This window comes from Oceanicella actignis (assembly GCF_008124525.1).
In the GTDB taxonomy this organism is placed as follows: Bacteria; Pseudomonadota; Alphaproteobacteria; order Rhodobacterales; family Rhodobacteraceae; genus Oceanicella; species Oceanicella actignis.
Map to the genome: position 1 here is coordinate 232,216 of NZ_VNHJ01000004.1, position 20,737 is coordinate 252,952.

General features: G+C 72.0%; 18 protein-coding genes. 15 read left to right on the plus strand and 3 right to left on the minus strand.

What is annotated here, in order from left to right; genetic code table 11:
* Window positions 1-25 precede the first annotated feature (25 nt).
* Window positions 26-1,219: a pyridoxal-phosphate-dependent aminotransferase family protein gene (locus tag LY05_RS08190; RefSeq protein ID WP_148922792.1), complete on the plus strand. Its 1,194-nt coding sequence runs from the start codon at window positions 26-28 to the stop codon at window positions 1,217-1,219.
* Window positions 1,220-1,522: 303 nt separating this feature from the next.
* Here the strand turns inward: LY05_RS08190 and ileS are convergent, their stop codons facing one another.
* Window positions 1,523-4,426 (minus strand): isoleucine--tRNA ligase, encoded by a 2,904-nt coding sequence (ileS, locus tag LY05_RS08195; RefSeq protein WP_072748263.1) that lies wholly within the window; start codon window positions 4,424-4,426, stop codon window positions 1,523-1,525.
* A 317-nt stretch (window positions 4,427-4,743) separates the two neighbouring features.
* Between ileS and cysQ the strand changes: the two genes are divergently transcribed.
* From cysQ to LY05_RS08230, 7 genes are all read left to right on the plus strand, one after another.
* Window positions 4,744-5,526 (plus strand): 3'(2'),5'-bisphosphate nucleotidase CysQ, encoded by a 783-nt coding sequence (cysQ, locus tag LY05_RS08200; protein WP_072748264.1) that lies wholly within the window; start codon window positions 4,744-4,746, stop codon window positions 5,524-5,526.
* Window positions 5,523-6,320, plus strand: a complete 798-nt coding sequence (locus LY05_RS08205) for a 3-deoxy-manno-octulosonate cytidylyltransferase (protein WP_148922793.1) — start codon at window positions 5,523-5,525, stop codon at window positions 6,318-6,320. The genes cysQ and LY05_RS08205 overlap by 4 nt, the downstream gene beginning before the upstream one ends.
* A 61-nt stretch (window positions 6,321-6,381) precedes the next feature.
* The gene (gene galU / locus LY05_RS08210) at window positions 6,382-7,278 is read left to right on the plus strand and encodes a UTP--glucose-1-phosphate uridylyltransferase GalU (protein ID WP_148922794.1); all 897 of its coding nucleotides are present in this window, start codon (window positions 6,382-6,384) and stop codon (window positions 7,276-7,278) included.
* Window positions 7,279-7,282: 4 nt separating this feature from the next.
* Window positions 7,283-8,266 carry a UDP-glucose 4-epimerase GalE gene (galE, locus tag LY05_RS08215; protein WP_072748266.1) on the plus strand — a complete coding sequence of 328 codons (984 nt, stop codon included), beginning with the start codon at window positions 7,283-7,285 and terminating at the stop codon, window positions 8,264-8,266.
* 79 nt (window positions 8,267-8,345) lie between these two features.
* Window positions 8,346-9,206, plus strand: a complete 861-nt coding sequence (gene kdsA / locus LY05_RS08220; RefSeq protein WP_072748267.1) for a 3-deoxy-8-phosphooctulonate synthase — start codon at window positions 8,346-8,348, stop codon at window positions 9,204-9,206.
* 43 nt (window positions 9,207-9,249) lie between these two features.
* Window positions 9,250-10,758 (plus strand): phosphomannomutase/phosphoglucomutase, encoded by a 1,509-nt coding sequence (locus LY05_RS08225; protein ID WP_249041899.1) that lies wholly within the window; start codon window positions 9,250-9,252, stop codon window positions 10,756-10,758.
* A gap of 35 nt (window positions 10,759-10,793) precedes the next feature.
* Entirely contained in the window at window positions 10,794-11,486 is a 693-nt protein-coding gene (locus tag LY05_RS08230; RefSeq protein WP_249041900.1) for an SDR family NAD(P)-dependent oxidoreductase, read from the plus strand.
* Between the two features lie 68 nt (window positions 11,487-11,554).
* Here the strand turns inward: LY05_RS08230 and LY05_RS08235 are convergent, their stop codons facing one another.
* Window positions 11,555-12,193 carry a YqgE/AlgH family protein gene (locus LY05_RS08235; protein ID WP_282957560.1) on the minus strand — a complete coding sequence of 213 codons (639 nt, stop codon included), beginning with the start codon at window positions 12,191-12,193 and terminating at the stop codon, window positions 11,555-11,557.
* 560 nt (window positions 12,194-12,753) lie between these two features.
* Here LY05_RS08235 and LY05_RS08240 point away from each other — a divergent pair.
* The 7 genes from LY05_RS08240 (at window position 12,754) to LY05_RS08270 (ending at window position 18,717) form a co-directional block, all read left to right on the plus strand.
* Complete coding sequence (locus LY05_RS08240) at window positions 12,754-13,590, plus strand: protein-disulfide reductase DsbD domain-containing protein (RefSeq protein WP_148922795.1); 837 nt, start codon at window positions 12,754-12,756, stop codon at window positions 13,588-13,590.
* 199 nt (window positions 13,591-13,789) lie between these two features.
* The gene (locus LY05_RS08245) at window positions 13,790-14,233 is read left to right on the plus strand and encodes a MaoC family dehydratase (protein ID WP_072748270.1); all 444 of its coding nucleotides are present in this window, start codon (window positions 13,790-13,792) and stop codon (window positions 14,231-14,233) included.
* A gap of 35 nt (window positions 14,234-14,268) precedes the next feature.
* The gene (locus LY05_RS08250) at window positions 14,269-15,213 is read left to right on the plus strand and encodes a bifunctional riboflavin kinase/FAD synthetase (protein WP_148922796.1); all 945 of its coding nucleotides are present in this window, start codon (window positions 14,269-14,271) and stop codon (window positions 15,211-15,213) included.
* 70 nt (window positions 15,214-15,283) lie between these two features.
* The gene (locus LY05_RS08255; RefSeq protein ID WP_148922797.1) at window positions 15,284-15,757 is read left to right on the plus strand and encodes a YcgN family cysteine cluster protein; all 474 of its coding nucleotides are present in this window, start codon (window positions 15,284-15,286) and stop codon (window positions 15,755-15,757) included.
* Window positions 15,757-16,818: a threonine aldolase family protein gene (locus tag LY05_RS08260; RefSeq protein WP_072748273.1), complete on the plus strand. Its 1,062-nt coding sequence runs from the start codon at window positions 15,757-15,759 to the stop codon at window positions 16,816-16,818. The genes LY05_RS08255 and LY05_RS08260 overlap by 1 nt, the downstream gene beginning before the upstream one ends.
* A gap of 8 nt (window positions 16,819-16,826) precedes the next feature.
* On the plus strand, window positions 16,827-17,591 hold the full coding sequence (locus tag LY05_RS08265) for a glycosyltransferase family 2 protein (protein ID WP_072748274.1): 765 nt from the start codon (window positions 16,827-16,829) through the stop codon (window positions 17,589-17,591).
* A gap of 79 nt (window positions 17,592-17,670) precedes the next feature.
* Entirely contained in the window at window positions 17,671-18,717 is a 1,047-nt protein-coding gene (locus LY05_RS08270; protein ID WP_148922798.1) for a GGDEF domain-containing protein, read from the plus strand.
* A 33-nt stretch (window positions 18,718-18,750) separates the two neighbouring features.
* Here the strand turns inward: LY05_RS08270 and rpoD are convergent, their stop codons facing one another.
* Window positions 18,751-20,679, minus strand: a complete 1,929-nt coding sequence (gene rpoD / locus LY05_RS08275; RefSeq protein ID WP_148922799.1) for an RNA polymerase sigma factor RpoD — start codon at window positions 20,677-20,679, stop codon at window positions 18,751-18,753.
* Window positions 20,680-20,737 lie beyond the last annotated feature (58 nt).

The following is a 20,737-nucleotide window of genomic DNA, read 5'->3' on the forward strand; positions in this document are numbered from 1 at the left end:
AGACCCGCAATGCGAAAGGCCCGTCATGTCCCTCCGTTTCGGCAGAGAATTCGTCGCCATTCCCGGCCCCTCGGTCATTCCCGACCGCGTTCTGGCGGCCATGCACCGCCCCGCCCCGAACATCTACGAGGGCGAGATCATCGCCCTGACCGAAAGCGTGCTGGCCGATCTGGCCGAGCTGGCGCGCACGCGCCAGGCGCGCCCCGTGATCTATGTGGCCAACGGGCATGGCGCGTGGGAGGCGGCGATCGCCAACCTTTTCTCGCGCGGCGACCGGGCGCTGGTCCTCGACGCGGGCCGCTTCGCCGCCGGCTGGGGCGAGATGGCCGCGCGCATGGGCGTCGAGGTCGAGCTGATCGCCACGGACGGCCGGCGCGCGGTCGACCCCCAGGCGCTCGAGGACCGGCTGCGCGCGGACAAGGAGCGGCGCATCAAGGCGGTGCTGACCGTGCAGGTGGACACCGCGTCCTCGGCGCTGAACGACGTCGCGGCGCTGCGCGCGGCGATCGACGCGGCGGGGCATCCGGCGCTGCTTTGCGTGGACTGCATCGCCTGCCTGGGCTCGATCCCCTTCGAGATGGACGCCTGGGGCGTGGACGTGATGGTGGGCGCCGGGCAGAAGGGGCTGATGACCCCGCCGGGGCTGGGATTCGTCTGGGTCGGCCCGCGCGCCTGGGCCGCGCAGGGCGATCTGGTCACCCAATACTGGGACTGGCGCGCGCGCGCCGAGCCCGAGCTCTTCTACCAACGCTTCTGCGGCACCTGCCCCACCCATCACCTGTTCGCCCTGCGCGAGGCGCTGACCATGCTCTTGCGCGAAGAGGGGCTCGAGGCCGCCTGGCGGCGCCATCGCGCGCTGGCCGAGGCGGTGCGCGCCTGCGTGGCGGGATGGGCCGAGGGCGGCGCGCTCGAGTTCAACGTGCTGGCGCCCGAGCAGCGCTCGGACGTGGTGACGACGATCCTCGCCCGCGGGGTGGACGCCGAGGCCATGCGCCTGCGCGCGCATCGCGAGCTGGGGCTGGTGCTGGGGGTGGGGCTGGGGCCCTTCGCCGGGCAGGCCTTCCGCATCGGCCATATGGGGCACCTGAACCCGCCCATGATCCTCGGGGCGCTGGGCGCGGCCGAGGCGGCGCTGATCGCCCAGGGCGCGCCGCTGCGCAGCGGCCTGGCGGCGGCGGCCGAGACCATCGCGCGCCACATGGACAAGGACGGCCGCTGACGCGCGGCCCAGCGCCGGGGCGTGACGAGGGCCGCCGGTCGTGCCGATGGGGGCCGTCGATGGGGGGCGGGGCGGGCCGCCAAGGCGGGCGCGGCTTCACGCAAGGGCCGACCCGGAGGCGGCCCGGCCTCGGGCGGCTGGGCGGCGGCGCGGCGCAGGGGCGCCGTTCCCGACCGGCCACGACCGACGCCGCCGGCCGCTTTCGTCATCCCCCGACGCCCCCGAACGCGCCCCGGCGCCGCTCCGCCGCCGGTCCCGCGCCGCGCCGGTCGAGGCGGGCCGGCGGCGCCGCGCGCGCCGCGTTCAGCCCAGCGCCTTGTCGCAGCGCCCGCACACGCCCGGATGGGCGTGCCGGCCGACATCGGGCAGGATCTTCCAGCAGCGCAGGCACTTGTCGCCCTCGGCGCGGCGCGGCTCGACGGCGACGCCGGGGACGTCGGGCAGGCGGAAGGCGTCGGCCGGCCCCTCGCCGGGAACGAGCTCGATCCCGGAGGTGATGCAGACCTCGGCGAAATCGAGCGATTCCAGCAACGCCGCCAGGTCATTGTCGGCCACATGCACCCGCGGCGCCGCCTCGAGGCTGGCGCCGATGCGCTTCTCGCGCCGCTCGACCTCGAGCGCGCCGGTCACCGCGCGCCGCGCCGCGCGCACCCGCGCCCAGCGCGCGGCCAGGGCCTCGTCGCGCGGCAGGGGCGCGTCGGGGAAGTCGCGCAGATGCACCGAGTCGTCCTCGGAGGGGAAGCGCGCCAGCCAGACCTCTTCCATGGTGAAACACAGGATCGGCGCCAGCCACGTGACCAGCCGGTGGAACAGCAGGTCGAGCGTGGTGCGGCAGGCGCGCCGGCGCAGGCTGTCCGGCGCATCGCAATAGAGCGCGTCCTTGCGGATGTCGAAGTAGAAGGCCGACAGATCGACCGTGCAGAAGTGGAACAGCTTCTGGAACACGGTCGAGAAGGCGTAGGCCTCGTAGCCCGCGCGCACCTCCTCGTCCAGCTCGGCCAGACGGTGCAGCACGTAGCGCTCGAGCTCGGGCATCTCGGCGGGGTCCACGCGCTCGGCCTCGTCGAAGCCGTCGAGCGCGCCGAGCATGAAGCGCATGGTGTTGCGCAGGCGCCGGTAGCTGTCGGCGGCGTTCTTGAGGATCTCGGGCCCGATGCGCAGATCGGCCGAGTAGTCGGACTGCGCCACCCACAGCCGCAGGATGTCGGCGCCATACTGGTTGATCACGTCCTCGGGCGCCACGGTGTTGCCGAGCGACTTGGACATCTTCATGCCCTTCTCGTCCAGCGTGAAGCCGTGGGTCAGCACCCCCTTGTAGGGCGCGCGCCCGACGGTGCCGCAGGCCTGCAGCAGCGAGGACTGGAACCAGCCGCGATGCTGGTCGGTGCCCTCGAGGTAAAGATCCGCCGGCCAGACGCCGTCGGGGCGGTCGCGCAGCACGAAGGCGTGGGTCGAGCCCGAGTCGAACCACACGTCGAGGATGTCCTCGACCTTTTCCCACTCGTCGGGGTTCACGCCCTCGACGCCGCCGAGGAAGCGCTCCTTGGCGTCGTCGCGGAACCAGGCGTCGGCGCCCTCGGCGCGGAAGGCGGCGGCGATGCGGGCGTTGACCTCGGGGTTGCGCAGCAGCTCGACCTCGCCCGAGGGCAGGCGGCGCATGAAGCAGGTCAGCGGCACGCCCCAGGCGCGCTGGCGCGACAGCACCCAGTCGGGGCGCGTCTCGATCATCGCGCGCAGGCGGTTGCGGCCCGTCTCGGGGCGGAAGCGCACCAGCCGGTCGATCGAGGCCAGGGCGCGCTGGCGGATGGTGTCGCCCAGCTCGCCCTTGCCGTCGTCCAGCGGGCGGTCGATGGCCACGAACCATTGCGGCGTGTTGCGGAAGATCAGCGGCGCCTTCGAGCGCCAGGAATGCGGGTAGGAGTGCGTCACCCGCCCGCGCGCCACCATCGCGCCCTGCGCGGCCAGCGCCTCGATCACGCGGCGGTTGGCGTCGCCCTCGCGCCCCTTCTGGTCGAAGATCACGGCGCCGCCGAACAGCGGCATGTCGGCGCGCAGCGTGCCGTCCTCTTCGACGTTGTGGGTCATGGGCAGGCCGTGGCGCAGGCCCAGAAGATAGTCGTCGGCGCCGTGGCTGGGCGCGGTATGCACGAAGCCCGTGCCGGCGTCGTCGGTGACGTGCTCGCCCGGCAGCATGGGCACGTCGTAGTCCCACTCGCCCGCCGCGCCGGGGGCGCCGCGCAGCGGATGCGCGCAGACCATCCCGGCCAGCTCGTCGGCCGCGACCGCGCGCAGCCGCGTCCAGGCGCCGGCGCGCGCGGCGCGCATGGTCTCTTCGGCCAGCGCGTCGGCCAGCAGCAGCAGATCGCCCGCCCTGACCCAGTTGTCCTGCGGCGCCTCGTCCACCCGGTAAAGCCCGTATTCCACCGACGGGTTGTAGGCCACCGCCCGGTTCGAGGGGATGGTCCAGGGCGTGGTGGTCCAGATCACCGCCGCCGCGCCCGCCGCGTCCTCGCGCGCGCCGCGCGCGACGGGAAAGCGCACCCAGACCGCGGGGCTGACATGGTCGTGATACTCGACCTCGGCCTCGGCCAGGGCGGTCTTCTCGACCACCGACCACATGACCGGCTTCGAGCCCTGGTAGAGCGCGCCGTTCATGACGAACTTCATGAACTCCTCGGCGATGACCGCCTCGGCCTCGAAATCCATGGTCAGATAGGGGTCGTCCCACTTGCCGGCGACGCCGAGGCGCTTGAACTCCTCGCGCTGGATCTCGACCCATTGCATGGCGAACTTGCGGCACTCGGCGCGGAACTCGTTGACCGGCGCCTCGTCCTTGTTCATGCCCGCGGCGCGGTAGCGCTCTTCGATCTTCCACTCGATGGGCAGGCCGTGGCAGTCCCAGCCGGGCACGTAGCGCGCGTCGCGGCCCATCATCTGCTGCGAGCGCACGACGAAATCCTTGAGCACCTTGTTCAGCGCGTGCCCGATATGCAGATGGCCGTTGGCGTAGGGCGGGCCGTCATGCAGCACGAAGGGCTGGCGGCCCTTCTTCTCGCGCAGGCGGTCGTAGATGCGCAGCCGCTCCCAGCGGGCCAGCCATTCGGGCTCGCGCCTGGGCAGGCCGGCGCGCATGGGAAAGTCGGTGCGGGGCAGGAACAGGGTGGACTTGTAGTCGGGCGCCGCGGGGCTTGCGTCGTCTGCGCACATCTTGATCGTCCGTCGTCATGAAGGGGGGCTGAGGCCTTGCCGTCTTCCGGCAAGGGCGGCGCGCGTCTCGCATGCGCCTTGTCCCGGCTCTCCCGATCGATCAGGAGGCCGGGCGGATAATTCGGACGGCCAGGGCCGGATCGCGCGTGTGAAGCTGGCTCATGCGCGCGCTTATAGACCCGCGCGGGCGCGCTTGCAAAGCCCCGCCGCCGGCGCGCCCGCCTTTCGCGCGAAGGTTGCGCGCGCGCCGGCGGCGGCCATGGACTTGCGCCGCGATCCGGGTAAAAAGGGCCGCGAAACGAAACGGAGCGCAGAGCATGGATTACGCCGCCGTCGCCGCGACGCTGAACCGCCTGGCCGCCGAGGCCGGGCGGATCGTGATGCAGGTCTACGAAGGCCCCGAATTCGAGGTCGCGCTGAAGGCCGACGACAGCCCCGTCACCATCGCCGACGAGCGCGCCGACGCGCATATCCGCGCCGGGCTGCGCGACGCCTTTCCCGACATCCCCGTCGTCACCGAGGAGCTGACCGAGAGCCACGCGCTGAGCGCCGAGCGGTTCTTCATCGTCGATCCGCTCGACGGCACGAAGGAATTCGTCAAGCGCCGCGGCGAGTTCACCGTCAACATCGCCCTGGTCGAGAACGGCGCGCCCACGCGCGGCGTCGTCTACGCGCCGGCGCTCGACCGCATGTTCTACGTCGACGCCCAGGGCCGCGCCGTCGAGGCGCGCCCCGCGCAGGGCCTTGCGCGCGAGATCTCGGTCGCCGCGCCCGACAACGCGGCGCTGCGCGTGGTGGCGTCCAAGTCGCACCGCGACGCGGCCACCGACGAATACATCGCCCGCTACGCGGTGAAGGATTTCGTCTCGGCGGGCTCGTCGCTGAAGTTCTGCCTGGTGGCGGCGGGCGAGGCCGACCTTTACCCGCGCCTCGGCCGCACCATGGAGTGGGACACCGCCGCCGGCCACGCCGTGGCCGCCGCCGCCGGCGCCAGGGTCGACCGGCTGGACGGAAGCGGCCCGCTCGCCTACGGCAAGCCGGGCTACGAGAACCCCTTCTTCATCTGCTACGCCCCGGGGGTGGAGGTGAAGCCGCTGTGACGCGCGTCTCGATCGTCATTCCCGCCCGCCACGCCTCGTCGCGCTTTCCGGGCAAGCCGCTGCAGCCGCTGCGCGGCGCCGGCGGCAAGGCCAAGCCGCTGATCCGCCGCAGCTGGGAGGCGGCGATGCAGGTGCGCGGCGCGACCGAGGTCGTCGTCGCCACCGACGACGCGCGCATCGCCGAGGCGGCGCGCGGCTTCGGGGCGCGCGTGGCCATGACCCCCGCCGACTGCCGCAACGGCACCGAGCGCTGCGCCGCCGCCCTCGGGCAGCTGGCCGCGCCCGACATCGTCGTCAACCTTCAGGGCGACGCGCCGCTGACCCCGCCCTGGTTCGTCGAGGCGCTGATCGCGGCCATGCTGCGCTCGGGCGCCGAGGCCGCCACCCCGGTGCTGCGCTGCGACGCGGCCGCCCATCGCAGCTTTCTCGAGGACCGCATGGCCGGGCGCGTGGGCGGCACGACGGCGGTTTTCGACCGCGCGATGAACGCGCTCTACTTCTCCAAGGAGGTCATCCCCTGGACCGGGCGCAGCTTTGCGCCCGACGAGCGCATTCCCGTCTTTCATCATGTGGGCTGTTACGCCTACACTCCCGAGGCGCTGCGCCGATACGCCGCCTGGCCCGAGGGCGAGCTGGAAAGGTGCGAGGGGCTCGAGCAGCTTCGTTTTCTCGAGAACGGCGCGCGCATGCTGTGCGTCGAAGTCGAATCCCGCGGCCGCGTATTCTGGGAGCTGAACAACCCCGCGGACGTCGAGCGCGTCGAGCGCGCGCTGGCGCAAGCCGGGATCGAATGATTTCGCCCCGCGCCCGGCGCAGGGGGCCATGCGGCCGCGGCCGCGCAATTTGGAGCACGAGATGCGCAAGCGAGTGACCAAGGCGATCTTTCCCGTCGCGGGACTGGGCACGCGATTTTTGCCGGCGACCAAGGCCATCCCCAAGGAGGTGCTGCCGCTGGTGGACAAGCCGCTGATCCAGTATGCGATCGACGAGGCGCGCGCGGCCGGGATCGAGGAGTTCATCTTCGTCACCGCGCGCGGCAAGTCGGCGCTCGAGGATTACTTCGACGCCGCCCCCGAGCTTGAGCGCACCCTTCGGCTGAAGAAGAAGTTCGACCTTCTGGCCGAGGTCGAGAAGTCGAACATGGACAGCGGCGCCATCGCCTATGTGCGCCAAACCGAGGCGCGCGGCCTTGGCCATGCGGTGTGGTGCGCGCGCCGCCTGATCGCCGACGAGCCCGTGGCCGTGCTGCTGCCCGACGACGTGATCGACGCCCCCGGCGCGCCCTGCCTGCAGCAGATGGTCGAGGCGCATCGCGAGACCGGCGGCTGCATGGTCGCGGCGATGGAGGTCGAGGGCGCGGCCATCTCGGCCTATGGCGTTCTGGACGTCGAATCGCGCGACGGACGGCTGGCGCGGGTGCGCTCGATGGTCGAAAAGCCCGCGCCCGAGCGCGCGCCCTCGAACCTGGCGGTGATCGGCCGCTACATCCTGACGCCCTCGGTGCTCGACATCCTCAACGAACAGCGCGTGGGCGCGGGCGGCGAGATCCAGCTGACCGACGCCATCGCCGCCGAGGCGCTGCGCGGCGGGCGGGTGCATGGCTTCATGTTCGAGGGGCGGCGCTACGATTGCGGCTCGAAGCTGGGCTTCCTGCAGGCCACGGTCGCCTTCGGCCTGGCGCGCCCCGAATTCCGCGACGAGCTGACCGCCTTCCTGCGCGACGGCGTCGCGCGCGCCGACGCGGCCGAGTGACGCCATGGCGCGGATCCTGGTGACGGGCGGCGCCGGCTATATCGGCGCGCATGCCTGCAAGGCCCTGCGCGCGGCCGGCCACGAGCCGGTGGCGCTGGACGATCTGCGCACGGGCTGGCGCGAGGCGGTGCGCTTCGGCCCGCTGATCGAGGCGGATCTGAACGATCTCGACGCCACCCGCGCGGCGCTGGCGCAGGCGCGGCCGGACGCGGTCATGCACTTCGCCGCGCTCTCGAATGTGGGCGAATCCGTGCGCAGCCCGGGTCTTTACTGGCGCAACAACGTTGGCGGCTCGCTCAACCTGCTCGAAGCGATGGTCGAGACGGGCGTGCGCGCGATCGTCTTCTCCTCGACCGCGGCCACCTATGGCGAGCCGGATGTGGAGCTGATCGACGAGGACCAGCCCCAGCGCCCCATCAACCCCTACGGCGCGTCCAAGCTGGCGGTCGAGCGGATGCTGGACGATTTCGAGGCCGCCCACGGGCTGCGCACGGCGGCGCTGCGCTATTTCAACGTGGCCGGCGCCGATCCCGAGGCCGAGATCGGCGAACGCCATCAGCCCGAGACCCATCTGATCCCGCTGGTGCTGGACGCGGCCGCCGGCGCGCGCGAGGCGCTGTCGATCTTCGGGCGCGACTACGACACGCCCGACGGCACCTGCGTGCGCGACTATGTGCATGTGTGGGACCTGATCGAGGCGCATCTGCTGGCGCTCGAGCGGCTGATGGGCGGCGCGCGGGGCATCCGGCTCAATCTGGGCGTCGGGCGCGGCCACTCGGTGCGCGAGGTGATCGAGGCCGCCGAGCGCGTGCTGGGCCGCCGCGTGCCGGTGCGCGACGCGCCGCGCCGGCCGGGCGATCCGTCGCGGCTGGTGTGCGACGGATCGCGCGCGCGCGCCGAGCTGGGCTGGGAGCCGCGCCTGTCCACGCTCGAGCGCATGATCGCCGACGCCTGGCGCTGGCGCTGCTCGGGGGGCTTCGGCCCTTGACCGCCGGGCCTTCGTCCGCGGGGGCGGCGGCGCGCCGCCGCGCGCGACACGCGAACGCATTCACGCTGATGGGGACGACATGACCGCAGGGACAGGCGCAGAACAAAGGGTGGTGCAGGTCGCGAATGTGCGCATCGGCAACGCGCTGCCCTTGGCGGTGCTGGCCGGGCCGTGCCAGCTCGAATCTCTCGACCACGCGCTGATGATCGCCGAGCGCATGGCCCGCATCTGCGACGATGCGGGGCTGGGCTACGTGTTCAAGGCCAGCTTCGACAAGGCCAACCGCACCTCGCTTTCGGGCAGGCGCGGCGTGGGGATGGAGGCCGGGCTCGAGATCCTGGCCGCGGTGCGCGCGCGCATCGGCTGCCCGGTGGTGACCGACGTGCACCTGCCCGACCAGTGCGCGCCCGCGGCCGAGGCGGTGGACATGCTACAGATCCCCGCCTTCCTGTGCCGCCAGACCGACCTTCTGATCGCGGCCGGGCGCACGGGCCGCGCCGTCAACGTCAAGAAGGGCCAGTTCCTGGCGCCGTGGGACATGCCCAACGTGGCCGCCAAGATCGCCGCCACCGGCAACGAGAACATCCTGCTGTGCGAGCGCGGCACCTCGTTCGGCTACAACACCCTCGTCACCGACATGCGCGCCCTGCCCCAGATGGCGGCGACGGGCTATCCGGTGGTGTTCGACGCCACCCATTCGGTGCAGCAGCCCGGCGGGCTGGGCGGCGCTTCGGGCGGGCAGCGCGAGTTCGCGCCCGTGCTGGCGCGCGCGGCCGTCGCCGTCGGCGTCGCGGCGGTGTTCGTCGAAACGCACGAGAACCCCGACGCCGCGCCCTCGGACGGGCCGAACATGATCCCGCTCGCGCGCATGCCCGAGCTGATCGCCGACCTCGCGGCCTTCGACCGCATGGCCAAGGAGCGGCCGATCCCGCGCCCCTGAACCCCGTCCCTCGATCCCGCCGCCCATTCGCGCAGGAGCCGCCATGACCGACTCATCCCCTCGTCCCCGCCCCGAGGTCGCGCGCAACACCTGGGACGAGCTGCGCGAGCCCATGATCGACCCCGCCGGGTTTCGGGAATACGACGTGCGCTGGCGCTATCCCGACCAGATCAACCTGCCGGGGCTGCAGCTGCTGGGGCTGGGAATCGGCACGCAGATGCACGAAGCGGGCCTGGCGCCGCGCATCGTCGTCGCCAACGATTACCGCAGCTACTCGCTGGCGGTGAAGCAGGCGCTCAGCATCGGGCTGATGCAGGCGGGGGTCGAGGTGCTGGACATCGGCCCCGCCGTCACGCCCATGGCCTATTTCGCCCAGTTCCACCTGGACGCGCCCGCCGTGGCCATGGTCACGGCCAGCCACAACCCCAACGGCTGGACCGGGGTCAAGATGGGCTTCGACCGCCCCCTGACCCACGGGCCCGAAGAGATGGCGCGCCTGCGGCGGATCGTTCTCGAGGGTCAGGGCGTCGAGCGGCCGGGCGGGCGGCTGACGCGGGTCGACGGGCTGCGCGAGGCGTATCTGGACGATCTGACCGCCGACCTGCGCCTGACGCGGCCGCTCAAGGTGGTGTGCGCCTGCGGCAACGGCACGGCCTCGGCCTTCGCGCCCGAGGCGCTGCGGCGCATCGGCGCGCAGGTGATCGAGCGCCACTGCACGCTCGACTACGACTTTCCCAACTACAACCCCAACCCCGAGGCGCTCGAAATGCTGCGCGACATGGCCGCCGCCGTGCGCGAAAGCGGCGCCGATCTGGCGCTGGGCTTCGACGGCGACGGCGACCGCTGCGGCGTGGTCGACGACGAGGGCGAAGAGATCTTCGCCGACAAGGTGGGCGTGCTGCTGGCGCGCGAATTCGCCCGCGCGCATCCGGGCGCGGTGTTCGTGGCGGACGTGAAGTCGACGGGCCTTTTCGTCTCGGATCCCGAGCTGCGCGAGCTGGGCGCGCGCGCCGAGTATTGGAAGACCGGCCACAGCCACATGAAGCGCCGCGTGCGCGAGCTGGGCGCGCTGGCGGGGTTCGAGAAATCGGGCCACTACTTCATCGCCGACCCCATCGGCCGCGGCTATGACTGCGGCCTGCGCGCGGCGATCGAGATCTGCCGCATGCTCGACCGTCGCCCCGACGCGTCGATGTCCGATCTGCGCCGCTCGCTGCCGCGCACCTGGAGCACGCCGACCATGTCGCCCTTCTGCCCGGACGAGGTCAAATACGACGTGGTCGCGCGCGTGCGCGCGAGGCTCGAGGCCCTGGCCGCGTCGGGCGGCGCGCTGGGCGGGCGGCGCATCGCCGACATCGTGTCGGTGAACGGCGCGCGGGCCATGCTCGAGAACGGCGCCTGGGCGCTGGTGCGGGCCTCGTCGAACACGCCGAACCTGGTGGTGGTGTGCGAAAGCCCCGACAGCGAGGACGAGATGCGCGCGATCTTCGCCGATCTGGACGCGATCCTGGCCGAGCAGCCCGAGATCGGCGACTACGACCAGAAGATCTGAGCGCCGCCGCCGGCGCGCATTGCGGAGGAAACGACATGGCGCTGATGGTGATCGCCGGCGCAAGCCGCGGGATCGGGCTTGAGCTGGCGCGGCAGGCCGCCGCGCGCGGCGACGAGGTGCTGGCCTGCGCGCGCCGCCCCGACGCGGCGCCCGCGCTTGCGGCGCTGTGCGAGCGGTCGGGGGGGCGGGTGCGCGCGGCGGCGCTGGACGTGACGGACCCCGATTCGTGCGATCGCGCGGCGCGCGAGCTGGGCGCGCGTCAGGCGGATCTTCTGGTGTGCAATGCGGGCGTGTTCATCGGGCGCGGCGGGCTGGACGATCCGGCGCTCGACGCCCGGGCCTGGCGCGAGACGCTGATGACCAACGTCGCCGGGCCCTTCTTCGTCGTGCGGGCCTTTCGCGCGCGCATGCGCCGCCCCGGCGGGAAGATCGCGGTGATCGGCTCGCGCATGGGCTCGAGCGCGGCGGCGTCGGGCGACGCCTACGCCTATCGCGCGTCGAAGGCGGCGGCGGCGAACCTGGCGCTGAACCTGTCGCGCGAGCTGGCGCCCGAGGGGCTGGCCGTGGGCGTGTGGCATCCCGGCTGGGTGGCGACCGAGATGGGCGGCCCGCGCGCGGCGCTGACGCCCGAGCGCAGCGCGCGCGATCTGCTGGCGCGCTTCGACGCGCTGACCCTGGCGCGCACCGGCCTGTTCGAGGATCACGAAGGGCGGCCTATTCCGTTCTGAGGGGCCATGGGGGATATGCGTGCGGGGCGTTTGCGGGGCGGGGCGCAGCGCCCGCCTCGGCGCCCGGCTCAGGCGTGGCCGCCCTCGCTGGACAGCAGGGCCGGGTCGACGCCGATGCGCCGCATGGCCGCTTCCCATTTGCGCGCGTCGTCGGGATCGAAGATGAGGTCGTGATCGGCCGGGCATTCCAGCCACCCGTTCTGCGCCAGCTCGGCCTCGAGCTGCCCCGGCCCCCAGCCCGCATAGCCCAGCGCCAGCAGCGCCTCGCGCGGGCCGCCGCCATTGGCCAGGCTTTCCAGGATCTCGACGCTGGCGGTCAGGCAAAGCCCGCCCGACAGCTCGCGCGTGCCCTCGGGCAGGCGCATGTCGTCGCTGTGCAGCACGAAGCCGCGGCCCATCTCGACCGGACCGCCGAAATGCACCTTCAGATCGCGCGTGCGCGGCCCCGGCGCGATGCGCAGCTGCTTGAGCAGCGAGGCGAACTTCAGATCCGGCGCGGGCTTGTTGACGATCAGGCCCATGGCGCCGTCCTCGTTATGCGCGCACATGTAGATGACCGCGTGCGAAAAGCGCGGATCGGCCAGGCCGGGCATGGCCAGAAGCATCCGGCCCTCCAGACTGTCGGCGTCCGAGCGGGCCGTGGCGCTTGCGGGCGCGGCGGGATCATGCGGGTTCGTGTTCATGCCCTTGATGATGGGGTCGCGCACGCCCGCAATCAATGGTCAACGCTTGTGCGCGCGAAAATTGCCGCCCCATGCGCCCATCCCGAACGCCCGTGCGGCGCGCCTGCGCGCCCGCTCCCCGGACCGACGGCCAGGGCGGCGCGGCTTCGCGCCGGCTTCGGGCGCCGCGCCTGAGCACCCGCAAGGCTTGGGCTCGACGCTCCCGCGCCGGCCGCCCATGGGCGCAGCCGCGGCGCCTGTCGCGGCCCCTGTCGGGGCGCGCCCGCTCGGGCGGCAACCGCTCGCCGCCCCGCGGTCGCGGCCGACGCGGGAACGGCGCCGCCTGCCCGCGCGCCGTCGGCCGCCTCACGGCCCCTGCGGCCGCTGCCCGTCCCGAAGGCGCCCCCTTGGGCGGGCGGCGCAAGATCGCCCCGGCGCGCGCTAGCCGACCGCCCCGCGCACCGCCCCGCTCGCCGCCCCGCTCACTGCCCCGCTCACTTCATTGTGCGCGCGGCGCCCTCGCGATCGGCGGCGCGGCGCGCTATCTCTGTCGCATGAGAACGCGACGTCCGCCCCGCTCCGCCCCAGGATCCGCCCCTTGGCCCATGGCCCGCGCCGCGCGCCTCGCGCTCGGGCTGGCCGTCGCCGCGATGGCCGCCGCCGCGCCGCCGCCCCCCGCCGCCCGCGCCGAGCAGGGCGCGCCCGCGACGCTGCGCCTTGTGCCCGCGGGGCGCACGGCCGACGGCCGACCCATGGCGGCGCTGCTGATGGACCTGGCCGATGGGTGGAAGACCTACTGGCGCGCGCCGGGCGAGGCGGGCGTGCCGCCGCGCATCGACTGGAGCGGGTCCGAGAACCTGGCCCGCGCCGAGGCCCTGTGGCCGCGGCCCGACGCGTTCGAGAGCTTCGGCATGCTCACGCTGGGCTACAAGCACGCGATGACCCTGCCCCTGGCGCTGGCGCCCGAGCGCGCGGACCACCCCATGCGGCTGCGCATGCGGATCGATTACGGCGTGTGCTCGGATATCTGCATGCCCGGCAGCGCCGAGCTGTCGCTCGAGCTGCCCGCGGGCGGCGCGCCGGCCCCCGAGGCCGTGGCCGCGCGGTTGTCGGCGGCGCTGGCCGACGGGCCGCAGGACGCCGCGCGCGCGGGCGTCGCCATGGCGCGCTGCGCCCTCGAGGGCGCGGGCGGCGAGCGGCGCCTGACCGCGCTGCTGCGCCTGCCCGCCGCGATGCGCGCGCATGCGCCGGCCGTGGTCGTCGAGGGCCCCGAAGGCGTGTGGTTCGACCCGCCGCGCGTCAGCCCCGCCGCCGAGGGAATCGAGATCGCCGCCGACGCCTGGCTGGACGATCCGGCGCTGTGGGTGGCGCGCTCGGCGGTGCGGGTGACGGTGCTGGCGGGCTCGGGCTTTTTCGAGCTGACGGGCTGCCCGGCGAGCTGAGCGGCGGACCAGGACCGGGACCGAACCGCGCGCCTGCCCCGCCGCGGCAACAAAATTGCCGCACCCGGTGATTTGGTGACGCAATATTGCGCAATATTCTTGCAAACGCGGCCGCCCCGCGCTATCCCTTGTGCATCGCAGCATTCCAACGCGGCGCCTCGCCGCCCAAGGGCCGCCACCCATGTCAGGAGAGACCGACATGCTCGACAACCTGCCCCGCGGCACGATCTGCATCGAGGATCTCGAGATCGGCATGTCGCGCCACCTGCGCAAGACGGTGACCGATCGCGACATCGAGCTGTTCGCCGAGGTCTCGACCGACCGCAACCCCGTGCATCTGGACGAGTCCTACGCGCAGGACACGATCTTCGGCGGGCGCATCGCCCATGGCATGCTGACGGCGGGCCTGATCTCGGCCGTGATCGGCGAGCAGCTGCCCGGCCACGGCACCGTCTACATGGGCCAGACGCTCAAGTTCCTGGCCCCCGTGCGCCCCGGCGACACGGTCGAGGCGCGCGTCACCGTCCTTGCCATCGACCATGCGCGGCGCCGCGTCACCCTTGATTGCGTCTGCCGCGTGGGCGATACGGTCGTGCTGAAGGGAGAGGCGCTGGTGCTGGCGCCGTCCCGCAAGTTCGACTGAAGCGGCGGGCTCGCCCCGCCCCGGCGGGGGATTTCATGCGCATCATCCGCGGCCTCGAGCAGGTTCGGCCCGAAGATCGCGGCGCCTCGACGGCGCTGGGCAATTTCGACGGCGTGCATCTGGGCCACCAGGCGGTCATCGACCTGGCGCGCGCGCCCGACGCGCCGCTGGGCGTGATCACCTTCGAGCCCCACCCGCGCGAGTTCTTCGCCCCCGACGCGCCGCCCTTTCGCCTGATGAACGCGGCCGCGCGCGCCCATCGGCTCGAGAAGCTGGGCGTCGAGCGCCTGTTCGAGCTGCGCTTCGACGCCGCCCTTGCCGCGCTGAGCGCCGAGGAGTTCGCGCGCAAGGTGCTGGCCGAGGCTCTGGGCGTGAAGCGGGTGGTGGTCGGGGCCGATTTCCGCTTCGGCAAGGGCCGCGCGGGCGACGCCGAAACCCTGCGCCGGCTGGGCGACGAGCTGGGCTTCGAGGTGCGCGCCGCGGGGCTGGTGCGCGGCCCTGCGGGCGAAGAGATCTCGTCGACCGCCATCCGCCGCGCCCTGCTCGAGGGCCGCCCCGAGGATGCGCGCCGCATGCTGGGCCACTGGCACCGCATCGACGGCGAGGTCCGCCACGGCGACAAGCGCGGGCGCGAGCTGGGCTTTCCCACGGCGAACCTGTCGCTCGAAAGGCTGCTGGTTCCGCGCCATGGCGTCTATGCGGTGCTGGTCGAGGTGCTGGACGGCCCGTTCCGGGGCGTCCGGCAGGGCGCGGCCAGCATCGGCGTGCGCCCGACCTTCGGCGTCAACGCGCCCAATCTCGAGGTGCATCTGCTGGATTTCTCGGGCGATCTTTACGGCGCGCAGATCTCGGTGGCGCTGGTCTCGTTCATCCGCCCCGAAGAGAAGTTCGACGACGTCGAGGCGCTGATCGCCCGCATGCGCGAGGACTGCGCCGAGGCGCGCCGCCGCCTTGCCGCGGCAAGCGCCGCCGCAAGCTGAGGCGCGCGCGTCCGAACGGGGGCCGCAAGCCCTCTGGACCTGCGGCGCGCGTTGTGCTCGTTTGCCGCCCATGACCGCAGAACGCCCCTCGCCCGCCGCGCCCGACGCCGAACCCTTCTGGCGCACGACGCCGCTTGCGCGCATGACGCGCGCGCAGTGGGAATCGCTGTGCGACGGCTGCGGGCGCTGCTGCCTGCTCAAGCTCGAGGACGAAGACGACGGGACCGTCGCCTACGCCAACGTCCATTGCCGCCTGTTCGACCCCGAAACCCGCCGCTGCGGCGCCTATGCGCGGCGCAAGGCGCTGGTGTCCGGCTGCGTGATCCTTTCGCCGCAGACCATCGACGAGATCAAGGACTGGATGCCCGCGACCTGCGCCTATCGGCTTCTGGCCGAGGGCAAGCCGCTGTTCGACTGGCACCCGCTGATCTCGGGCGATCCCGACTCGGTGCGCCGGGCGGGCGTGGCGGTGCAGGGCTCGGTTCCCGAATACGAGGTGGACGAAGACGATCTGCCCGACCACCTGATCGAAGGAATGCTGTGATGTGGTTCAGCTCCGACAACGCCGCTCCCGCCGCCCCGGCCGTGCTCGAGGCGCTGGCCCGCGCCAACGAAGGCCCCGCCGGCTCTTACGGCGCCGATCCGTGGACCGCGCGGGCCACGGCCCTTGTGCGCGAGATCTTCGAGGCGCCCGAGGCCGTCGTCCTGCCGGTGGTCACGGGCACCGCGGCCAACAGCCTGGCGCTGGCCACGCTGTGCCCGCCCTGGGCGGCCATCTGCTGCCACGAACACGCCCATGTGCAGGAGGACGAGTGCGGCGCGCCGATCTTCTACACGGGCGGCGCGACGCTGTGGCTGATCCCCGGCGCGCATGCGCGCATCGACCCCGAGGCGCTCGAGCGGCGGCTGGCGCAGGCCTGCCATGCGGGCGTGCACAACGTGCAGCGCGGCGCGGTGACGGTGACGCAGGCGACCGAGCTGGGCACGCTCTACCGCCCGGCGGATCTGCGCCGCATCGCCGACATCGCCGGCGCGTGGGATCTGCCGCTGCACATGGACGGCGCGCGCTTCGCCAACGCGGCGGCGCGGCTGGGCGTCAGCCCCGCCGAGCTGACCTGGAAGGCGGGGGTTCAGGCGCTGTCGCTGGGCGCGACGAAGAACGGCGCGCTGGGGGTCGAGGCGGTCGTCTTCTTCGGCGAAGAGGCCGAGCGCCGCGGCTGGGAGTTCGAGCTGCGGCGCAAGCGCGGCGGCCACCTTCTGTCCAAGATGCGCTACGCCTCGGCGCAGCTGGCCGCCTGGCTGGAAGACGGGCTGTGGCTCGAGCTGGCCGCCCGCGCCAACGCGGCGGCCGACCGCCTGGCCGAGGGGCTGCGCGCCTCGGGGCTGGCGCAGATCCCGCATCCGGTCGAGGCGAACATGGTCTTTCCGACCCTTCCGCGCGCGGTGCATGCGCGGCTGCAGGCGGCGGGGGCGCGCTACTATCCCTGGCCGCACGAACCCGCCCCCGACGGCCCCGATGACGAGCCCATCGGCTGCCGCCTGGTCTGCGCGTGGAACACCGCCGACGAGGACATCGACGCCTTTCTGGCCGCCCTGCGCGGGTGAGGCGGCCCATGGCGCGCGAACGCCCCGGCCTCTCGGCCTTCATCATCGCCAAGAACGAGGCCGCGCGCCTGCCTCGCGCCATCGAGGCCCTGCGCGGCCTGGCGGACGAGGTGGTGGTGGTCGATTCGGGCTCGACCGACGGCACGCCCGAACTGGCCGAGCGGCTGGGCGCGCGCGTCTTCGTGCGCGACTGGCGCGGCTACGGCCCGCAAAAGCGCTTCGCCGAAGAGCAATGCCGCCATGACTGGCTGCTCAACGTCGACGCGGACGAGGTGGTCACCCCCGAGCTGGCCGAAGAGATCCGCCGCGTGGTGCGCGAAGAGCCGCCCTCGGCGTGGAAGGTGCGCATCCTCAACGTCTATCCGGGCGACGCGCGCCCGCGCCCGCTGGCCAACGACTACAACGTCGTGCGCCTTTACCATGTCGAGGCCGGGCGCTACCGCGACCACCCGCTCTTCGACCGGGTCGAGACCCTGGCGCCGCCGCGCCAGCTTCGGGGCGCGCTGTGGCACTATCCGTTCCTGACCTGGCACGCGCTGATCCAGAAGCAGAACGCCTACACCACCTTCCAGGCCCAGGCGGCGCGGCGCCGACCCCTGTGGCTGCTCAAGGCCCGCCTGGCGGTCGAGTTCCCCTACGTCTTCCTCAAGACCTATCTGCTGCGCGGCCATGCGCTGGGCGGCTGGAAAGGCTTCGCCTTCTCGGTTGCGCTGGCGCATGCGCGCTTCCTGCGCATCGTCAAGCTGATCGAACGCGAAGAGAGCGCCGATTAACCGCGCGTAAGAAAAGCCGCCCTACCCTGCGAATCGGATGCCGCGCCCCGCGCGGCCCGGGGTGCGACGGAGGATCGACATGGCGGCGCTGGTCAAAAGCGAAACCGGCTTCGACGAGGATTTCGAGGCGCAGGAGGCCCTGGCGCGCAAGGCCCTCGACCTTGCCCACGCAAGGCGGCTGCCCCCCACGCCGCGCGTCTTCGAGGTGCTCTATGGCTATGTGCGCGGCGAGCCCGAAGGGTTGCGCAACGCCGTCGGCGCGCTGCTGGAACGCGACGAATCCCCCGCATTGTCGGCGATCGAGCGCATCTATGAAGAGCATCTCGCCCTTGGCGCGGCCCCCGTGCGGCTGTTGTCGCTGGGCCAGACGCTGGACGGCGAAATGGGCGAGGTGGTCGAACGCCTGGCGCGGCGCGAGACCGAGGATGCGCGCTTCATGGGCGCCCTCACCCGCATCCGCGAAGGGGTGAACCTGCTTTCGCGCGCCTCGACCGTGCGCGAGGCCGCCGAGTCGCTGATCGACGTCACCGGCGCCCACGCCGCGCAAACCAGCGATCTGACCTCCCAGCTTCGCGCCGCCCGGCGAAAGATCGAGGATCTGTCGCGCGATCTGAAGGATCTGCGCGAAGCGGCCTATCTGGACCATCTGACCCAGCTCCCGAACCGCCGGCGGCTGGACGCCGTGCTCGAGGCCGAAATCGCCGCGGCGCCCGAACGCGGCCCGCTGTGCTTCGCGCTGGCCGACATCGACCGCTTCAAGCAGCTCAACGACCGATACGGTCACGCCGTGGGCGACTCGGTGCTCAAGGAATTCGGCCGCATCCTCAAGCTCAACCTCAAGGGAAAGGACACGCCCGCCCGCTTCGGCGGCGAGGAATTCGCCATGGTCCTGCCGGCGACCCACCTGATGGGCGCGCGCCACATCGCCGAAAAGATCCGGCAGGAGCTGGCGGCGAAAAGCTTCGTCGTCGCCGAAACCCGCGAGCGCCTCGGGACGGTGACCGTGTCGGTGGGCGTCACGCAGCTGCGCGAAGGCGAGGACGCCGCCGCGCTGATCAAGCGTGCCGACGAGCTGCTCTACAAGGCGAAGGAAGCCGGACGCAACCGCGTGGCGAGCGCCGCCTGAGGGCCGCGCCCCGGCTGGGGCGCGGCGCCCGCTTCAGCCGTCGAGGAAGCTGCGCAGCTTGCGGCTGCGGCTGGGATGCTTGAGCTTGCGCAGCGCCTTGGCCTCGATCTGGCGAATGCGCTCGCGCGTCACCGAGAATTGCTGGCCGACTTCCTCGAGCGTGTGATCGGTGTTCATGCCGATGCCGAAGCGCATGCGCAGCACGCGCTCCTCGCGCGGGGTCAGAGAGGCCAGAACGCGCGTCGTCGTGTCCTTGAGGTTGGCCTGGATCGCGGCGTCCAGCGGCAGGATCGCGTTCTTGTCCTCGATGAAATCGCCCAGCTGCGAGTCCTCCTCGTCGCCGATCGGGGTCTCGAGCGAGATCGGCTCCTTGGCGATCTTCATCACCTTGCGCACCTTCTCGAGCGGCATCTGCAGCTTGGCCGCCAGCTCTTCGGGCGTGGGCTCGCGCCCGATCTCGTGCAGCATCTGCCGGCTGGTGCGCACCAGCTTGTTGATGGTCTCGATCATGTGCACGGGAATGCGGATCGTGCGCGCCTGATCCGCGATCGAGCGCGTGATCGCCTGGCGGATCCACCACGTCGCATAGGTCGAGAACTTGTAGCCGCGCCGATACTCGAACTTGTCCACCGCCTTCATCAGGCCGATGTTGCCCTCCTGGATCAGGTCCAGGAACTGAAGGCCGCGGTTGGTGTATTTCTTGGCGATCGAGATGACCAGCCGCAGGTTCGCCTCGACCATCTCCTTCTTGGCGATGCGCGCTTCCTTCTCGCCCTTCTGCACGGTCTGGACGATGCGGCGGAACTCGGGAATGTCCACGCCCACATGGCGCCCGATCTCGCCGATCTCGCGGCGCACGGCCTCGATGCGGTCGCGGTTGCGCTCGACGAACTGCGCCCAGCCCTTGCCCTTGAGCGTGGCGACGCGGTCGATCCAGCCCGGATCGAGCTCGGAGTTGCGGTATTCCTCGATGAAGGCCTTGCGGTCGATCTTGGCCGCGTCCGCCATCTTGATCAGCGAGCCTTCCAGCGTCATCAGCCGGCGGTTGATGCCGTAAAGCTGGTCGACCAGCGCCTCGATGCGGTTGTTGTGCAGGTGCAGCTCGTTGACCAGCTGCACGATCTCGGCGCGCAGGCGCTGGTATTCCCGCTCCTGCTGGGGGGTGAAGGTCTTCTGCTCGGACAGAGCGGCCGAGATGCGCTGCACCTGCATCTCGTGCAGGCGCTTGTAGTCCTCGGCGATGCGGTCGAGCGTTTCGAGCACGCGCGGCTTGAGCTGCGCCTCCATCGCCGCCAGCGACAGATTCGCGCGCTCGTCCTCGTCCTCCTCGTCGTCGTCGCCCGACGCCGCGGCGGGCAAGGCGGCGCCCTCGGCGGGCGCGGCCTCCACGTCCTCTTCCTCGTCCTCCTCCATATGCGCGCCGAAGGTGGACTCAAGGTCGATGACGTCGCGCAGAAGGATCTTCTCCTCCAGCAGCTCGTCGCGCCAGATGGTGATGGCCTGGAAGGTCAGCGGGCTTTCGCAAAGCCCCGCGATCATTGTCGAGCGGCCGGCCTCGATGCGCTTGGCGATGGCGATCTCGCCCTCGCGCGACAGCAGCTCGACCGAGCCCATCTCGCGCAGATACATGCGCACGGGGTCGTCCGTGCGGTCGAGCGTCTCGGAGGGCGTCGCGGCGACGGCCACCTCGCCGCCCTTCTCCTCCTCCTCCTCGGCCTCCGCCTCTTCCTCCTCGACGACGTTCACGCCCATCTCGGACAGCAGCGCCATCACGTCCTCGATCTGCTCGGAGGAGACCTGCTCGGGCGGGAGCACGCGGTTGAGCTCGTCGATCGTGATGAAGCCCTTCGCCTTGGCGGCGGCGATCATCTTCTTCACCGCCGCCTGGCTCAGGTCGAGCATCGGGCCTTCGGCGTCGTCCTGATCTTCGGGCTTGTCGTTTTCGGTGTCCTTGGCCGCCATGTACGTCTCCGCTTGGCCGACCGTTCCGCCAGGCTGGCGCCCGGGAACGGCCCGCGAT